This window comes from Paenibacillus zeirhizosphaerae (genome assembly GCF_030705605.1).
Lineage (GTDB): Bacteria > Bacillota > Bacilli > Paenibacillales > Paenibacillaceae > Paenibacillus > Paenibacillus zeirhizosphaerae.
Genome location: NZ_JAPCKK010000031.1, coordinates 148187 through 164105 on the forward strand (window position 1 = coordinate 148187; position 15919 = coordinate 164105).

At 51.1% G+C, this 15919-nt stretch carries 16 protein-coding genes and 1 riboswitch; of the genes, 11 read left to right on the forward strand and 5 right to left on the reverse strand.

Annotated elements, in window-relative coordinates:
- Window positions 1-199: 199 nt before the first annotated feature.
- Window positions 200-871 (forward strand): 3'-5' exonuclease, encoded by a 672-nt coding sequence (locus OIN60_RS19905; RefSeq protein ID WP_305756618.1) that lies wholly within the window; start codon window positions 200-202, stop codon window positions 869-871.
- Between the two features lie 51 nt (window positions 872-922).
- Here the strand turns inward: OIN60_RS19905 and OIN60_RS19910 are convergent, their stop codons facing one another.
- From OIN60_RS19910 to OIN60_RS19920, 3 genes are all read right to left on the reverse strand, one after another.
- Entirely contained in the window at window positions 923-1903 is a 981-nt protein-coding gene (locus tag OIN60_RS19910; RefSeq protein ID WP_305756619.1) for a helix-turn-helix transcriptional regulator, read from the reverse strand.
- 100 nt (window positions 1904-2003) lie between these two features.
- Window positions 2004-2702 (reverse strand): hypothetical protein, encoded by a 699-nt coding sequence (locus OIN60_RS19915; RefSeq protein ID WP_305756620.1) that lies wholly within the window; start codon window positions 2700-2702, stop codon window positions 2004-2006.
- Window positions 2703-3056: 354 nt separating this feature from the next.
- On the reverse strand, window positions 3057-3188 hold the full coding sequence (locus tag OIN60_RS19920; protein WP_305756621.1) for a hypothetical protein: 132 nt from the start codon (window positions 3186-3188) through the stop codon (window positions 3057-3059).
- Between the two features lie 181 nt (window positions 3189-3369).
- Between OIN60_RS19920 and OIN60_RS19925 the strand changes: the two genes are divergently transcribed.
- The 7 genes from OIN60_RS19925 (at window position 3370) to OIN60_RS19955 (ending at window position 8751) form a co-directional block, all read left to right on the forward strand.
- On the forward strand, window positions 3370-3801 hold the full coding sequence (locus OIN60_RS19925) for a hypothetical protein (protein ID WP_305756622.1): 432 nt from the start codon (window positions 3370-3372) through the stop codon (window positions 3799-3801).
- A gap of 23 nt (window positions 3802-3824) precedes the next feature.
- Complete coding sequence (locus OIN60_RS19930; RefSeq protein ID WP_305756623.1) at window positions 3825-4532, forward strand: AIM24 family protein; 708 nt, start codon at window positions 3825-3827, stop codon at window positions 4530-4532.
- Between the two features lie 104 nt (window positions 4533-4636).
- A riboswitch (PreQ1 riboswitch) is annotated at window positions 4637-4675 on the forward strand.
- A gap of 132 nt (window positions 4676-4807) precedes the next feature.
- Window positions 4808-5491 carry a 7-cyano-7-deazaguanine synthase QueC gene (gene queC, locus OIN60_RS19935; protein ID WP_305756624.1) on the forward strand — a complete coding sequence of 228 codons (684 nt, stop codon included), beginning with the start codon at window positions 4808-4810 and terminating at the stop codon, window positions 5489-5491.
- Window positions 5484-5975: a 6-carboxytetrahydropterin synthase QueD gene (gene queD, locus OIN60_RS19940; protein WP_305756625.1), complete on the forward strand. Its 492-nt coding sequence runs from the start codon at window positions 5484-5486 to the stop codon at window positions 5973-5975. The genes queC and queD overlap by 8 nt, the downstream gene beginning before the upstream one ends.
- Window positions 5968-6720 carry a 7-carboxy-7-deazaguanine synthase QueE gene (gene queE / locus OIN60_RS19945; protein ID WP_305756626.1) on the forward strand — a complete coding sequence of 251 codons (753 nt, stop codon included), beginning with the start codon at window positions 5968-5970 and terminating at the stop codon, window positions 6718-6720. The genes queD and queE overlap by 8 nt, the downstream gene beginning before the upstream one ends.
- Before the next feature lie 39 nt (window positions 6721-6759).
- The gene (gene queF, locus OIN60_RS19950; RefSeq protein WP_305756627.1) at window positions 6760-7257 is read left to right on the forward strand and encodes a preQ(1) synthase; all 498 of its coding nucleotides are present in this window, start codon (window positions 6760-6762) and stop codon (window positions 7255-7257) included.
- Window positions 7258-7482: 225 nt separating this feature from the next.
- Complete coding sequence (locus tag OIN60_RS19955; RefSeq protein WP_305756628.1) at window positions 7483-8751, forward strand: MFS transporter; 1269 nt, start codon at window positions 7483-7485, stop codon at window positions 8749-8751.
- A gap of 255 nt (window positions 8752-9006) precedes the next feature.
- On the opposite strand, the gene OIN60_RS19960 is transcribed toward OIN60_RS19955, so the two are convergent.
- Window positions 9007-9852, reverse strand: coding sequence for an EcsC family protein (locus OIN60_RS19960; protein WP_305756629.1), 846 nt, complete (start codon window positions 9850-9852; stop codon window positions 9007-9009).
- A gap of 219 nt (window positions 9853-10071) precedes the next feature.
- Here OIN60_RS19960 and OIN60_RS19965 point away from each other — a divergent pair, with 219 nt between their 5' ends.
- From OIN60_RS19965 to OIN60_RS19975, 3 genes are all read left to right on the forward strand, one after another.
- Window positions 10072-11823: an ABC transporter ATP-binding protein gene (locus OIN60_RS19965; RefSeq protein ID WP_305756630.1), complete on the forward strand. Its 1752-nt coding sequence runs from the start codon at window positions 10072-10074 to the stop codon at window positions 11821-11823.
- A complete protein-coding gene (locus OIN60_RS19970; RefSeq protein ID WP_305756631.1) occupies window positions 11807-13618 on the forward strand; it encodes an ABC transporter ATP-binding protein in 1812 nt (603 codons plus the stop codon). The genes OIN60_RS19965 and OIN60_RS19970 overlap by 17 nt, the downstream gene beginning before the upstream one ends.
- A gap of 100 nt (window positions 13619-13718) precedes the next feature.
- Window positions 13719-14549 carry a YfjC family protein gene (locus OIN60_RS19975; protein WP_305756632.1) on the forward strand — a complete coding sequence of 277 codons (831 nt, stop codon included), beginning with the start codon at window positions 13719-13721 and terminating at the stop codon, window positions 14547-14549.
- A gap of 204 nt (window positions 14550-14753) precedes the next feature.
- Here the strand turns inward: OIN60_RS19975 and mmsB are convergent, their stop codons facing one another.
- Window positions 14754-15917, reverse strand: a complete 1164-nt coding sequence (mmsB, locus tag OIN60_RS19980) for a multiple monosaccharide ABC transporter permease (RefSeq protein ID WP_305756633.1) — start codon at window positions 15915-15917, stop codon at window positions 14754-14756.
- Window positions 15918-15919: the final 2 nt, after the last annotated feature.

Here is a 15919-nt window from a genome sequence, read left to right on the forward strand (position 1 = left end):
CTTTTTAGAGCACTAAAAACATAAGAGAGTGGAGCACGCTTGACTGCATGCGCTCCACTCTCTTTTTTAAGATTATCGAATGAATCAGTTTTCAACGTCGATAAAACATTTTTCTTACGGTTAACTCTGTCCGCTTAGGCTGACATATGGTTCATTTACAGGTAAGATATAAAGAATACATGCAAAAGGAGTAATTTAAATGGTCTACATTATATACGACCTGGAGTTTACAGTCAGCCGTGACACCCGTTACTCATCTGAGATCATAGATATAGGCGCAGTTAAAATAGAAAAGCGAGGGGCAGGACTGGAGATTACAGATACCTTCCATACTTACGTCCGCCCCTCCAATAGACCCGTGCTTACCGCAGAAACCGTGCGTTTTACCGGTATTACACAGAAAGATATCGATGCCGCTCCCCTTTTTCCTGCAGCAATAAAGAAGTTTAGCGAATGGCTGGGTACCGATCCTGCCTACAGCTTATGCGCCTGGGGACCGGATGACCGAATGAAGCTGGTTTCACACTGCCGCACACATCATGTTGATCTGTCCTGGATCGTGAATACAAATGATATCCAGAAGCAGATTTCCCGGCTTTTAAGCGAGCAGGGAAAATACCGTCAGCTCAGTCTTGCCCAGGTGCTGGAATTGTGTCAGATTGAATTTGATGGCCGCCAGCATAGCGCTCTGGATGACGCGTTAAACACCGCGCAGGTATTTATGCGCTATTTTGACAGACTTGTGATGGAGACGAACAGCGCCACCGAAGATGAAGGCTCAGGATCCAAGCTGGTGTACTCCAGTAACGATGAGGACGATAGCGAGCCCTATAATCCATTCGGCAATCTGGCTGATTTGTTCAAAAAATAAACCATGCGCTCACCCTTCGGCTTTCATCACCGGAGTTTTGCTTTGTGCTGTCTATGTTCCGTGTTCCGGTTGAAGATACATTCGGCTCCAGTCAGCCAGCATATCGGCAAATTGCTTGCGTTGAGCCGTGGGGTGAAGAATTTCAGCGCCAGGTCCAAACTTTTTCAGCCAGGTTAAAAATTCGTTTTCATTATTAACTACGACTTCGAAAAGCAGGCTTCCGTCCGACATTTGCTGAATTTCCGGTTTTACGAACAATTCTTCAGCCCGAACGATATCTGCCCATTCAGATGAGAAACGGACCACAAAGCGTGTTGTGTTATCCCCCCCCTTCATCCCCCACGTATGTCTGAAAAAGGCCTCTATTTCCATTTTATCTTTAGAGAAGGTACGGGGAAGGACTCGGACATTACGGAAGCGGCTGATGCGGAACGTTCGGACGGCTGATCGATAATGGCAGTAACCAAGCATATAAAAACGCCGTTCCTGTGGAATAAGGCAGTATGGATCAATTCGCAGCACAGTGACCTCTTCCTCGTGAGAAACGGGATGATACTCTGCTTCTATCGTGTGCTGCGAAAGGCTTGCCAATATAATCGGCATTAAATAATATGGCTGTTCTTCCCAGTCCGTCCGTCTCCCCAGATGGATGATGTTCGATACCTGCTGGGCAATATTGGCCTGTTCGATCTTTTTCTTCTGAGTAGAAGCCATAACTTTCTCATAAGCCCGTTCAAAGGCCGAAGGAAGCAACGGTTTAACCTTGTCCATCACGACAGACAGCATCGAGAAGGCAGCCGCCTCTTCTTCCGTCCAATTCAGGGGATACAAGGCAAAATTGCTGATAAAGGCGTAGCCCTTGCCATGTCCTAGATTCGTAATCGGAATATGCATCGCGCTCAGTGCCTCCATATCCCGATATATGGTACGTTCGGATGTCTCACATCGTTCGGCAAGTTCTCTTGCGAGTATACCCGGATTAGCCTGTACAATCGTGATAATCCGCATTAGTCGAATGAGTCGGTCGGTCAATAGAGCCCCTCCTTTCAAACAATCATTATGTAGTTTTTCTACAACTGTAGCGGCATTTCTATTGCCTTTTTCGACCAAAATTTTACACCAAAACAATGACTCAAGAACTATAGCAAAATTCCGTTCTGTAGGTTTTATCCCATTGCTGCTGTAACCCTAAGAACATTTCGGCTTCCTGCAGATACTCCAAATCATCCGTTCTGGCGGCCATCAAAAGAAGCTCATCGGCATGTCTGCGCAGCTTCCAGCTCCCTTCATCACGTTTACCTTTTTCGTAAGCGCGCAGAGCTTTCTTTAATATAAATGACGACTCGTCTAATTTCACAAATTTCTCCACTCTCGGATCTGCGGGAAGCTGAAGAAGGCCCAGATGATAGGTAAACTGGATATAGATGCGTTCTGAACGGATCACCGTACGCTTCTCCGCCAAGGGTTTATGCCAACTCCATTCCATGGTCGCGACGGGCTGTTTTCCGCTTACATGCTTGTCAAAGGAAAACATAAAAATGGCGTGCTTCTGCTGGCCGTTAAACATGTGACCACAATAGAGCACGGTTTCTTGCTCATAATCAGTCTTTCTCGTATTGATTCTGGGGCCGTTTTTATGTATCACCTTTACTCCACTCTCCGGTATAATACGCAACTGCAGATCAAACCCGATCAGCTTGGGCTTAACAGCCACTTTTCTTCTGGAAATCGTTCCGCAACTCCATTCTACAAGCAAGTGTCCTTGATCAGCACCGTTCGCCAAAACGGCCTCTTTTTCCCATGTGTAATTCACGTTGATAGTAGAATTCATTTCCATTGTCCCCCCAATCTGTAAATCATCTCTTACGTTATCAGGGGACCTCGACATTATATTGTCAGGGAACATATGTTTCATGAAAAAAACACCAGTTTTTTAATCGAAAAGTAGACAATTATGTAAAAACATCTAAGGATTTACGAAAAAAAGTGCATAATAACGAAAAAAAGCAGCCCGCATACGCGGACTGCTTTTTTATAAGGAAAACGCCTATCGTCATAACATTCAGAGAGGATAGACCGCTTCTGCGGTAGTTTTCCTTGCGATTATAGAATTATTCAGCCTCGCTGAAAAATTATACATTCTATAATCGCAAAAAAAGGGGCCGTATTGAGGAGGACGAACAACTCAATTGTCCCTTGTTACTGCTTTCTTCTGAATCGGTGCGTACGTCACGCTGTCGATAACAAGCTCTTTATTTATCGGTTTTCCATTCACTGTAATCATAATCGTTTTGAATCCTTTCTCTGTATCATTCATTGTCTTTTCTCCTTATGCTTCAATGTGTAATCGAGACCCTCGGGATGAGAAGGCTCACCAAAACAGATGACATGTAACGCCACTTTCTTCATATACCCAGTTTAAGGTACACTTAAACCGTTACGAGATCATTTTTTGAAGTTAACTCATGATTCAACAAACGTATACAGGGGGGATCTGGATGAAAATCTCCGTCAAGTGCAGGCTTGCGCCATTCGTCCTTGCAGCGGCTCTGTTGGCTAGTGTCCAGCTCTCCTTTCCGGACAGTGTGCAGGCTACGAATTGGAACGATATTCTAGAAGGATGGGAACGCTATTCGAATCTGCCTGAAGAAGTAAATCAACTACATGAAAGCTACCAGCAGACCCAGGAACAGTTACAGCAGGCCCAGGAAAATCTAAAGTCTTATCAGGAGCAGAACGCCCAACTCCTGGAGCAAAACCGCAAGCTGACTGAAACGGTAACTGAATTAACGAGGCAGCAGCAGCGGCGGGCGGCGGCTCTGCACCGGAATAAAATCATATTCTGGACTTCACTTGGACTGCTGATCGGCTATTTTGTGTTGATCAGGCTGATGCGATATTTAATGAAGCGGAGGTCTGATCGACTATAACAGCACGGAAGGATGTGCAGATCATGAAATTTACGGATGGTGAGCACCAGCACGGCGGCTCCTCAGGCAATGCAGTGACCTTTACACTGGAGGAACAGGAGGTCGTTCATGTCCTGCATCCACAGCAGATTATTGCTTATCGCGGCCCAAGCAGCGGCCGTTCCGACAAACTGATGAATATCAAGGGAATTTATCGCAAGCGCAAGCTGATACAAGGCGACTTCGCGGGACCATGCCGTTTCACTGCAGCACTCCCTCCCGGCTTCAGCCTTAAAATGGTCACTCTGGCAGACGGAAGCGACCTGCTGTATGATTTCAAGCATCTCTTTTGTTATACCAGCGGGATTCGCATGCGGGCAAAGGTACTAAGCATGAAAAACATGTTATTCACCCGCGATGCCGTAAAAATCAAATTCGAAGGAAGCGGGCAAATCGGTTTATTGACACAGGGCGTGGTCTGCCAGGAGGCTCTGCACCCTACCGAGCCGATTTATATCGATGCGCGCAGCGTAATCGCTTATCCCGAGAGTGCATCTCTGGAGCTGACCGTCTACGGCAACAATCTGGCCAGCCAGCATATGAACTATCATTTTAAAATGACCGGTCGTGGCACCGTGCTGTTTCAGGCAGGTGAATACAACCGGCGGTTGGCGCAGGACCTGGACGACGAGAGTGTGATCAAACGTTTTCTGCGGGAGGCGCTTCCGTTCGGCGGAGTTTTCATCAAATAGGACTGCATCTTTTACAAAAGCGTTTGTTCAACAAATAGTGCGTTCATGATATAATAGCCCCTGTGCCCTTTAGAACCAGAATTGAAGAGAATCCATGCTGCTGCATGGGAGAGGTTCGCGAACTCCCTCTATAAAAAACTAAGATTGCTTTGTCCCGGATGATGCGTCATGCCGGCAAGGCCTGTTTTTTGTTGGTGTTAGTTCAAGAACTCTCTTTCTTCCCGAGGCGGAGCCGGCGGCTCTGCACAAATTCAAGAAGATGGAGAGGTTTTTATATGCTTAAAAATGAAAAAGCTGTTGTTGTTTTCAGCGGTGGTCAGGACAGCACGACTTGTCTGTTTTGGGCAAAAGAGCAATTTGCCGAAGTGGAAACCGTTACGTTTGACTACGGCCAGCGCCACAAGCTGGAAATTGAGGTAGCGGCCGGTATAGCCCGCGATTTGAATGTTCCTCAGACCGTACTGGATATGAGCCTGCTGAACCAGCTTGCTCCGAATGCGCTGACGCGGACCGATATCGGGATTACTCAGGAAGATGGAGCGCTGCCAAGTACATTTGTGGATGGACGCAATCTGTTATTCCTCAGCTTCGCCGCCATCCTGGCCAAGCAGAAGGGCGCTCGTCATTTGATTACGGGTGTCTGCGAGACCGATTTCAGCGGTTATCCCGATTGTCGGGACATTTTCATCAAATCGCTGAATGTGACGCTGAATTTATCGATGGACTACCAGTTTGTCCTTCATACCCCGCTAATGTGGCTGAACAAGGCCGAAACGTGGCGCATGGCTGATGAACTGGGGGCCTTTGATTTTGTCCGGTCCCGCACGCTCACCTGTTATAACGGAATTCAAGGGGATGGCTGCGGAGAATGTCCTGCATGCAAGCTGCGCAGAGCCGGTCTGGAGCAGTATCTGAACGAACGGGCAGCTTACGGCGAGGGAGACCATACTCATGCATGAGCCCGGCACCTTCCGCATTGTCGACAAGCTGCAAAAGATAGGTGAGGACATCCAGCAAGAACAGCTCCGTTATCACCATAAACGCGTCATGGTCAGCAAAGAATTCACTTTTGATGCGGCCCACCACCTGCACTGTTATGAAGGAAAATGCAAAAACCTGCATGGTCATACCTACAAGGTTGTGTTCGGAGTAAGCGGGTATACGGGCGACACGGGATTGACGATGGACTTCGCAGACCTTAAAAGCATCTGGAAGGAACGGATCGAAATTTATCTTGACCACCAATATTTAAACGAAGCGCTGCCTCCGATGAACACAACGGCGGAAAATATGGTTGTATGGCTGTTCGAGCGGATGGATACCGCCCTGTCTTCTCCCGAATACAGCGAGCGCATACGAGGTGGGCGTACCGAATTCGTCCGGCTGTATGAGACGCCGACCAGCTACGCGGAAGCCAGACGGGAGTGGATGCTGGATGAGTAGCCTTGCACCCCAAACCGCTGCGGCCATCCCCGTTCTGGAAATTTTCGGTCCCACCGTGCAGGGCGAAGGTATGGTGATCGGACGTAAAACGATGTTCGTCCGCACCGCGGGCTGCGATTATCGGTGTTCCTGGTGCGACTCCGCCTTCACCTGGGATGGCAGCGCGAAAGACCAGATTCGCCGCCTGAGCGCGGAAGAGATCTGGCAGGAGCTGTACAGTCTTGGCGGCGAGCGCTTCTCACATGTTACCCTTTCCGGCGGCAATCCGGCGCTTCTGCCCCAGCTTGCCTCGCTGATAGAGCTGCTGCGCGGCAAAGGAGTAACGACCGCCGTAGAGACGCAAGGTTCACGTTGGCAGAATTGGCTACTGGACATCGATGAAGTCACGATTTCCCCAAAGCCGCCAAGCTCAGGCATGAGCACTGATTGGGATGCGCTGGATGATATGATTCGCCGTCTCTCCGGTCGCTCGCAGGCCTATGCCGTCAGCCTGAAGGTCGTTATTTTCGACGAAGCCGATCTGGATTATGCCCGCTCGCTTCATCAGCGTTATCCTGATCAGGAATTTTATCTGCAAACGGGCAATCCTGATGTACATTCACTCGATACGGCAGGCCAGGCAGCCTCACTGCTGGCCCGTTATGAATGGCTGATTAACCTTGTCATGGAAGACCACCGACTGAATGACGTTCGTGTGCTTCCGCAGCTTCACACCTTGGTCTGGGGCAATAAAAGAGGAGTTTAGCGTCAATATATATCATTTTGTTATTAAAGGAGATTTAATATGGCAGGCAGAGAACGAGAGGAAATGCAGGACATTACGCTCCTGGGCAATCAGGGGACCACATACAAGTTCGAATACGATCCTGACATCCTGGAAAGCTTCGACAACAAGCATCCTTACCGCGATTATTTTGTGAAATTTAACTGTCCCGAATTTACAAGTCTGTGCCCGATTACCGGCCAGCCGGATTTTGCGACCATCTATATTAGCTATATTCCGGATATTAAGATGGTGGAAAGCAAATCTCTGAAGCTGTACCTGTTCAGCTTCCGCAACCACGGAGACTTTCACGAGGACTGCGTTAATATTATGATGAACGACCTGATTAAGCTGATGGACCCCCGCTATATTGAGGTATGGGGAAAATTCACGCCGCGTGGCGGCATTTCCATCGATCCGTACTGCAACTACGGGCGTCCCGGTACCAAGTACGAGGAAATGGCGCAGCAACGGCTGTTCAACCACGATCTGTATCCGGAAAAAGTGGACAACCGCTAATCAGCAGGGGAGATTCCAAAGGTTCTTTGACCTGGAGCTCCCCTTTTCCTGTTCCGAGACGCTCCGTGCCTGTTTCTCCCCTCAAACAACCAACAGAACTTCTAGTCCAAAGGAGCTTCCTGCGATTCCTCACTTTATAAGGGTTGCCGGGATGACATGACTGCGTTATATTTTAAAAAATACATATCAGCACTACTCTTGCTGCTGTTACAAACGGAGGTAATCATGTCCATAAAAAACGCTGCGAAAAGCGCCTCTGGCCGTCCGCTGCCCATTCCCGGCCAGGAGCCGAAGGCGACGGTATTCGCTGTTCTGCTTGCCATTAGCCTTGTGCACCTGTTCAACGATACCATTCAGTCGGTCATCCCGGCGATCTTTCCGATCCTGATGGATTCGATGCAGCTCACCTACACCCAGCTCGGGTGGATTTCCTTCGCCATTAACTTTACGGCATCCATCATGCAACCCGTTGTCGGCATGTTCTCAGACAGAAGGCCCACTCCTTCCCTGCTGCCTATTGGCATGGGCTTTACCCTCACGGGAATGCTGCTTCTCGCCTTGGCGCAGGATTATGCAGCAGTTCTGCTCGCAGTCGTCTTCGTTGGACTAGGCTCCGCCGCATTTCACCCGGAAGGCTCGCGTGTCTCCCATATGGCTGCCGGCTCCCGGCGGGGACTCGCTCAGTCCATCTTTCAGGTAGGCGGCAATGCCGGCCAGTCGCTGGCCCCGCTGCTGACGAGCCTTGTGTTCGTCCCCTTGGGCCAATTCGGAGCCATCTGGTTCACAGTGGTCGCAGGCGCTGGCATCCTGGTACAGGTCTTCATCGCCCGCTGGTACGGACAGATGCTGCGAACGGAGCTGTACCAACGCAAGACAACGAAGGCACGCCGACTCAAACCGGACGTCAAGAACCGTATTATATTCGCCCTCGTGGTGCTCATTGTTCTTGTGTTTGTCCGCTCATGGTATAATGCTTCGATCGGAAGCTACTATTCCTTTTATTTGATTCAGGTGTTCAATTTACCACTGGAGACGGCCATGGTCTACATCTTCCTATTTCTCGGCGCAGGTGCGCTGGGTACTTTCTTCGGAGGTCCCCTGGCAGACCGCTTCGGCAAACGGAACATGATTTTTCTGTCGATGGCGCTCTCCGCTCCACTGGCGCTGCTGCTGCCGTATGCCAATCTGTTCTGGACCGGCGTACTGCTGGCGCTGATCGGCTTCATCATGCTGTCAAGCTTCTCCGTGACGGTGGTATATGCCCAAATGCTGATTCCGGGCAGAATCGGCACCATTTCCGGCCTGATTACGGGTCTCGCCTTCGGCCTTGGAGGTGTCGGCGCACTCGTGCTCGGAAACTGGATCGACAAGGTGGGGATTGAAAAAGTGATGGTGCTGTGCGGATTCCTGCCGCTGCTCGGTGTGTTAAGCTTCCTGCTGCCTTCTGACAAGCAATTGAACCGCTGGGCCGAAGAAAACGGAGCGGAAGTATAAGCACACACCGTTTCCTGGAGCGTTCCTCTACGTGTTTCAGAGTCCGCTCCGGGAACGAAGCATTCCTACAATCGCTGTTGACCCTTCGTGTCAAAGGCGAACGCTTCGCTTTTCCGGAATTGCTTCGTCCCCTCCGCTGCTGCGTGCATACTCCTCGTAAGAAAAGCATAAGAAATCGCAGGGGCCTTACGCGTTCCTGCTTGTACAAAAAAGGCAAAGGACAGGGTGATTTTTCCGCTGTTCTTTGCCTTTGTGCTAATTTGAGTCAGCGGCTGCGCCCTCCTCCTCAGCAAGCCTCTGCAGAATGCGCCGCTTTTTATACAACATCTTGCCTGCCTCCGCCACATCACCGATAGCGCTGCGGTTAATCAGCGAACCGAACAGCATTCCGGCCACAGGCACGAGCTGAAATAGCTTTTTCCAACCGAAATTATCCCTGTAGGTGTTCAGGACCTCGCGCCAGCCCTGAATTTGCGCAGCCACCTGATCCTCGCCATCCCGTGGCGCGTCATATCTGGCCAGTTCCTCCAGCACTGCCTTCTTGCCGACAATGTCGGAAGAAGCAAACTGAAGACATTTAATAATAAACACACGCTCGCGTTTGTCTTTCGGATCAAAGCCGTAACATATGGCCATCTCCTGCAGCACCTTAAGCGACAATCCGAGCACAAGCGGAATATCCGCTGCCAGTGTAAAAAAGCCTCCAAACCCCGTTGTTGCTCCCTGGGCTGTAGCCAAGGTGATCCGCCCGGCAGCCAGATCATCCGCAGTCTGGTCCATGACAGCTACCGGAAGCGTAGAGACCTGCGCCAGCGTCAGTGATTCTTCCTCCCCGGCTGCCTTCTGCAGCCGTTTAAGAACCGTGCTCTCCTTCACAAGATACTGGCCGCCACTCTGCACGAAGCCGCCGAGCTCGTTCAAGGCTGTGCCAATTTTGTCCTTGATCACCTTGGGTGTAATTTTATCCAGCAGCATGAAGGGAATACGGCCGATTTTTTCCCAAAAGAATACATCCTTCTGCTCCTTCTCCCACTGCTCGATCTTCCTGATTTCATCCCGCAGATATTCCCTGCTCTCCGGCACACCGCTCTGCTGTCCCATATGTTCAATCCCTCTTTCGGAGTAAATAATCTATTCTAGTCTATACGTTCATAACATGGTAAAGGATACACGCAAGCGTTGACAAGTTCGGTCTTTTTCGCAAGAATATGTAATGGTATACAGAACGAAAAATCATCGCTTGAAAGGGCACGGCGCGTCAGAAGGAGCGCCTGCCCTTTTCTTGCCTGACGGTTCACCCGTCCGAAAGGAGCGATCCCATTGAATGATAAGGAACTTCTCAAGGATTATGTCAAAAAGCATTGGGCAGCATACACGATCGCCGTTCTGCTCATCATCGCCTCCAATATCGACCAGGCGCTGCTTCCGCTGCTGCTTGGACACTTTACCGATCGTCTCCAGCAGGGGCTGCTGACGATGCAGGATGTGATCCGCTACAGTCTGCTTGTGCTGGCTGTAGCCGTAACCTACAATGCTTTGTTCGCGCTTGGACAGTATACCGTTATGAAGCTGGGCAGACGTTTTGAGTTTTTCACTCGTGACAAATTATTCGGCAAATTTTCCGAGCTTGGGGTACAGTATTATGCCAAGCAAGGGAACGGCAAGCTGCTCAGCTATGTCCTGAATGACGTGACCTATGTTCGGGAAGCCATTTCTAACGGGATTACCCAAACGACGAATGCCGTTTTTCTGCTGCTCTCCTGTATCGTTATGATGCTGATTAGCGGTATTCCCCCTCTGCTGATCTGTGTCAGCGCAGGACCGCTGCTGCTGATCCCTTTTCTCGTCGTTTATTTCGGCCCGCGCATTCGTGAACGCTCCAGACGTGTGCAGGAGTCCATTGCGGCCATGACCGAAGCGGCCGAGGAACAGCTTAACGGAATCCGAATCTCCAAAACGTTCGCCGTCGAAGAAATTGCGCGCGCACGATACGGGGCCACGGTTGACGGCATTACAGAGAAACAGTTGAAGCTTGTCCGTTTGTCCTCTCTGTTTCAATCATTATTGCCTTTTCTGGGCTCCATCTCGCTCGTCATTTCACTTCTTAGCGGCGGTTTCATGGTCATGAACGGCAGCCTTACGCTCGGCAGCTTCGTGGCCCTCACCCTCTATTTGCGCATTATAGGAGGGCCGCTTCAGCAGATCGGCAACGTCATTAACATGATGCAGCGCTCGGGAGCCTCTCTGGAAAGAGTAAATAGGCTGATGGCGGAGGTTCCCGACGTCCGCGACAGTGAAAAGCCTGCCAGGCTCGAAGCCGTTCACGATATCATGTTAAGCGGTCTGACCTTCACCTATCCCGGAAGCAGCCTGCCTGCCTTGAAGAACCTGAACCTGTCCATCCGGGAAGGGCAGACGCTGGGCATTGTCGGCAAGACCGGCAGCGGCAAGAGCACGCTGATACATCTGCTGCTCCGTATATATGACCCTCCTGAAGGAAGCATGTGCATCAATGGCAGGGACATCCATACGTACTCGCTGGACAGCCTGCGCTCCACCATTGCCTACGTGCCTCAGGACGGCTTTCTGTTCAGCACGACCATCCGCGATAACATTGCGTTTAGCGACCGTGCAGCACCGATGCTCCTCATCGAGGACGGGGCCAGACAGGCGATGATTTATGACAACATCATCCGCTTCCCCGACCGATTCGATACCCGGCTCGGCGAACGTGGCGTCACGCTGTCCGGTGGGCAGAGACAACGCACCAGCCTCGCACGCGGGCTGATCAAGAACTCATCGCTGCTCATTCTCGATGACAGCATGAGCGCCGTGGACGCCGTAACCGAGAAGGGTATTCTCGCCAGTCTGCGCAGCATGCGCAAAGGAAAAACAACGCTGATCGTCTCGCACCGCATTAGTGCAGTCATGCATGCGGACCAGATTATCGTGCTTGAGGAAGGCCAATTGGCGGAATCGGGAACACACCCCGAGCTGCTTGCGCGGCAAGGCATTTACGCAGCCATGCACAAACTGCAGGAGGAGGGATTACAGGATGCCGCAGACCAGTAACGTATCCACAGAACATGAACCCGGCAAACCAATAGCCAGACGTGCCAGTGCATTCCGCGCCATTTTAAGATACGCCCGCCCGCATGCCTGGACCTTCGCAGCCATTACATTATGCTCGCTGTTGGGTATTTCCGCCGACCTGCTGCAGCCGTATCTCGTAAAAATCGCCATTGATGATCATCTGGCGGCTGGACGAAGCGATGCTGGCTTTCTTATCGGCATTAGTCTTGTTTATTTCGCACTGGCAGTCGTTAGCCTTGCGTTCACTTATATACAGAACAACCTGCTGCAATATGCGGGGCAAAGTGTGGTTGCCCGTATCCGCAAGGATCTCTTTAATCATATTTCCCGCTTATCCATGTCCTTCTTCGACCGCTTTCACATCGGCAGTCTGGTCACTAATGTCTCCAGCGACACCGAAACCATCAGCCAGTTCTTCACCCAGGTGCTGCTAAGCATTATTCGTGACGGTATGATGCTGGTGCTCATTATCTATTTCATGTTCAAGCTGGACCCCATGCTTGCCTGGTGCGCAGTGCTGATTCTGCCCGTTGTCGGCGTGATCGCCATTTCGTTCCGCTCCTATCTGCGCAGAACCTATCAGCAGGCCCGCAGCAGACTGTCCCGCCTGATCGCCTTCACCGCCGAAAATCTGGCCGGCATGTTCCTGATTCAGGCCTTCCGCCAGGAGAAGGAGCAAATCCGGCGTTTTGATGAACAGAACCGGGATTATCTGGCCGCCAACATCCGGCAGGTCCGCTCTAACGTACTATTTAACAGAACATTTGATATCCTCGGCAATACTGCATTGGCGCTTATCGTCTGGCTCGGCGGCAAAGCTGTGCTGGATGACACCATCCAGTTCGGCGTACTGTATGCATTCATCAGCTACATCCGTCAGTTCTTCCAGCCGATTAACCAGATTACCTCCCAGTGGAACACGCTTCAATCCACAACAGTTTCCATGGAACGAATCTGGCGCATCTTATCGACAGAGCCGGATGTCCGCGACCCCCGGCCGGAGAACACCGCCGCTCTGCAGCCAGAGGATGTGAAGGGACAAATCGATTTTGAACATGTCAGCTTCGGCTATATTCCGAATGTGCCGGTGATCACCCATCTGAATCTCCATATCGCCCCTGGCCAAATGCTCGGTGTCGTCGGCACAACAGGGGCCGGTAAAAGCACCCTGATCAGCCTGCTCAACCGATTTTATGATGTGACTGAGGGTTGCATTCGGGTTGACGACCGCGATATCCGCAGCATTCCGCAGGAGATTCTGCACCGCATTGTCGGCTTAATCCAGCAAGAGCCATTCCTGTTCTCCGGCTCCATCATCGACAATGTGAGGCTGTTCCGGCAGGATATTTCCCGCGAACGGGTCATCGAGGCCTGCCGCTTCGTCGGCGCCCATACGATGATCGAGCGTCTCTCGGCAGGTTATGATACCCTGCTGTCCGAACGCGGGAGCGGGCTATCCGCCGGGGAAAGGCAGCTTATATCTTTTGCCCGGATCGTCGTATTTGCACCCAAAATTCTCATTCTGGACGAGGCAACAGCTAATCTGGATTCGCACACCGAGCAACTGGTACAGCAGGCTCTGCAATCCGTCTCCGCCGGACGCACCACCATCGTAATCGCCCACCGCCTGTCTACGGTGATGCATGCCGACCGCATTATCGCCATGAAGGACGGACAGATTGTTGAGCAGGGCACGCATGAGACTTTGATGGCCCTGAACGGGTACTATGCAGACTTATACCGGCATGCGAAGGAAGCAAGCAGCACGGGTTAACCGAATTTTTTCGTCAATAAGCCTGAACAAGATGTGAAAACAGCTCTCTATTGTGTACAATCTATCTATATACATCAGTATACAGTTAAAGGAGTTTTGCATGAATCATACTTTATCCGTTTTTTCTTTGGAAGAGCTTGCCTTGGCCTTTTCACTGCTTGATGCAGATGAGCAAACGGAGCATCTGCTGCAGTCTTTCTACGGTAATATGTCCGGGGGCCAGAAAAGACTGCTGTTTGTGGCTGCCAGACACAGTCTGATATCGAAGGGCTTTATTCTTCCTGTAAATGATCCTGCGGACAAGGATGTACTAATGCCAGACATCGAGCAAATGCTTCGCCATCTGATTCAAAGCAAGCATAAATTGCTGGGGATTATGGAAAATGAGGACGAGGAGACCCTGATGGTTCACGTATCACAGGGAAAGCACATATATCACTTGTCCAAAAAAAATGCGGTTCATTTCCTCGGCTGGACGTCCCCTGTGGACTGGATCGATCGGTTTACAGCCTTTTTCCGGCTAAGCAGCGCCGGGTCTGAAATTCTCGTCCGGCATGATCGTTCGACACTGTTATCTCCCGTACTGTGGAATAAATTGACGGATGAGGATTGGGACCAGTCCACCGATATCCTGACCTGGGATATCCCCTCCTCCCAGAAGGATCTGCTCATACACTGGTACCGCGATTACTTGGCTAACGACCGGCTGCTGCATCGGATCAGCTATATCGTGCAGGACAACAGCGGACCTCCTCAAGCAGCCGACGTCCTGTACATTTTGCCAGATCAAGCGGGAGTATGGACTGTACACCAGCAGCCCCACGAGTCGAATACGGAACAGCGCATTTCCATCGCTCTGCTGACGCTGGAGGAATGGAAGCAGCAGCTCGTCCGCTTCACGGCCCAGCTCACGGAATCCAATCCGAGCTGATGCTGCGGAAACGGATGGATAAACAACAAACGGCAAGACCGTTCCCCTCAAGGGTGCAGGCTTGCCGTTTTGTTGTTGCCATGTGTTGTCATTACGCAAGCAAGCTGCTGTCAATCTTCACAACAGCCTTGCGCTCGGTATTGCTTCACAGACGCTCCTGAAGCTGCGCTAACAGAGCTTGTGCTGTGGAAGCAAGCGGGAAGATTATACAGCCCTTTTATTCTTGTTGTATATATCAAATGCCACAGCCAGCAGCAGCACAAGTCCTTTAATGCCTTGCTGCCAGTCGATGCCAAGACCGATCAGGGACATGCCGTTGTTGAGCACACCCATAACCAAGCCGCCGATGATGGCTCCGAACACGGTACCGATGCCGCCCGCGGCGGATGCGCCGCCGATGAAGCAGGCCGCAATCGCGTCAAGCTCGAAGTTGGTGCCTGCTCGCGGTGTTGCCGCATTCAGACGGGCAGCGAAGATCAGACCGGAGACAGCGGATAGCACACCCATGTTCACAAACACCCAGAAGGTGACCTTTTTCGTTTTGACACCGGATAATCCTGCCGCTTTCTCATTGCCGCCCAGCGCATAAATGTGGCGTCCCATAATCGTCCGGTTCATGACAAAGGAGTACACCACAATCAGAATAAAGAGCAGCACCAAGATGTTAGGAATACCGGAATAGCTGGCGAGTACAATCGTAAAGGCGTTGATAATAGCTGCAACAACCACCAGCTTCAGAATGAACAGTCCTTGCGGGGAGAGCTCGAATCCGTACTTGCTCTGTGCCCTGCGGTCGCGCAGCTCGTTGATGATGTACCAAATGGTCAGCACAATCCCGGCCAGAATCGCCACGATATTCATGCCTGAACCGCCGAAGCCCGGAATAAAGCCTGAGCTGATTTTCTGGAATCCGCCCGGGAATGGGGAGATGGACTGCCCCTCCAGCACGATCATCGTCAAACCGCGGAACAGCAGCATGCCGGCCAGCGTAACGATAAAGGCGGGAATCCGCACATACGCGATCCAGAAGCCCTGCCATGCGCCAATCAGTCCCCCAAGGATCAGCGAGGCGATAACAGCCAGCCATGCCGGAAGCTGCATATCCACCATCATGATGGCAGATATTGCGCCTACAAAGGCGGCGATGGAGCCAACCGACAGGTCGATGTGCCCTGTGATGATGACAAGCACCATGCCGATCGCGAGCACGAGAATATAGCTGTTTTGCAAAATAAGATTCGTAATATTGATCGGCTGCAGCAGCAAGCCGCCCGTCAGGATTTCAAACAGGATCATAATGACGACAAGCGCGATAATCATGCCGTACTGACGGATATTGCCTTTGAACATTCTCGATATGGTTTCCATGC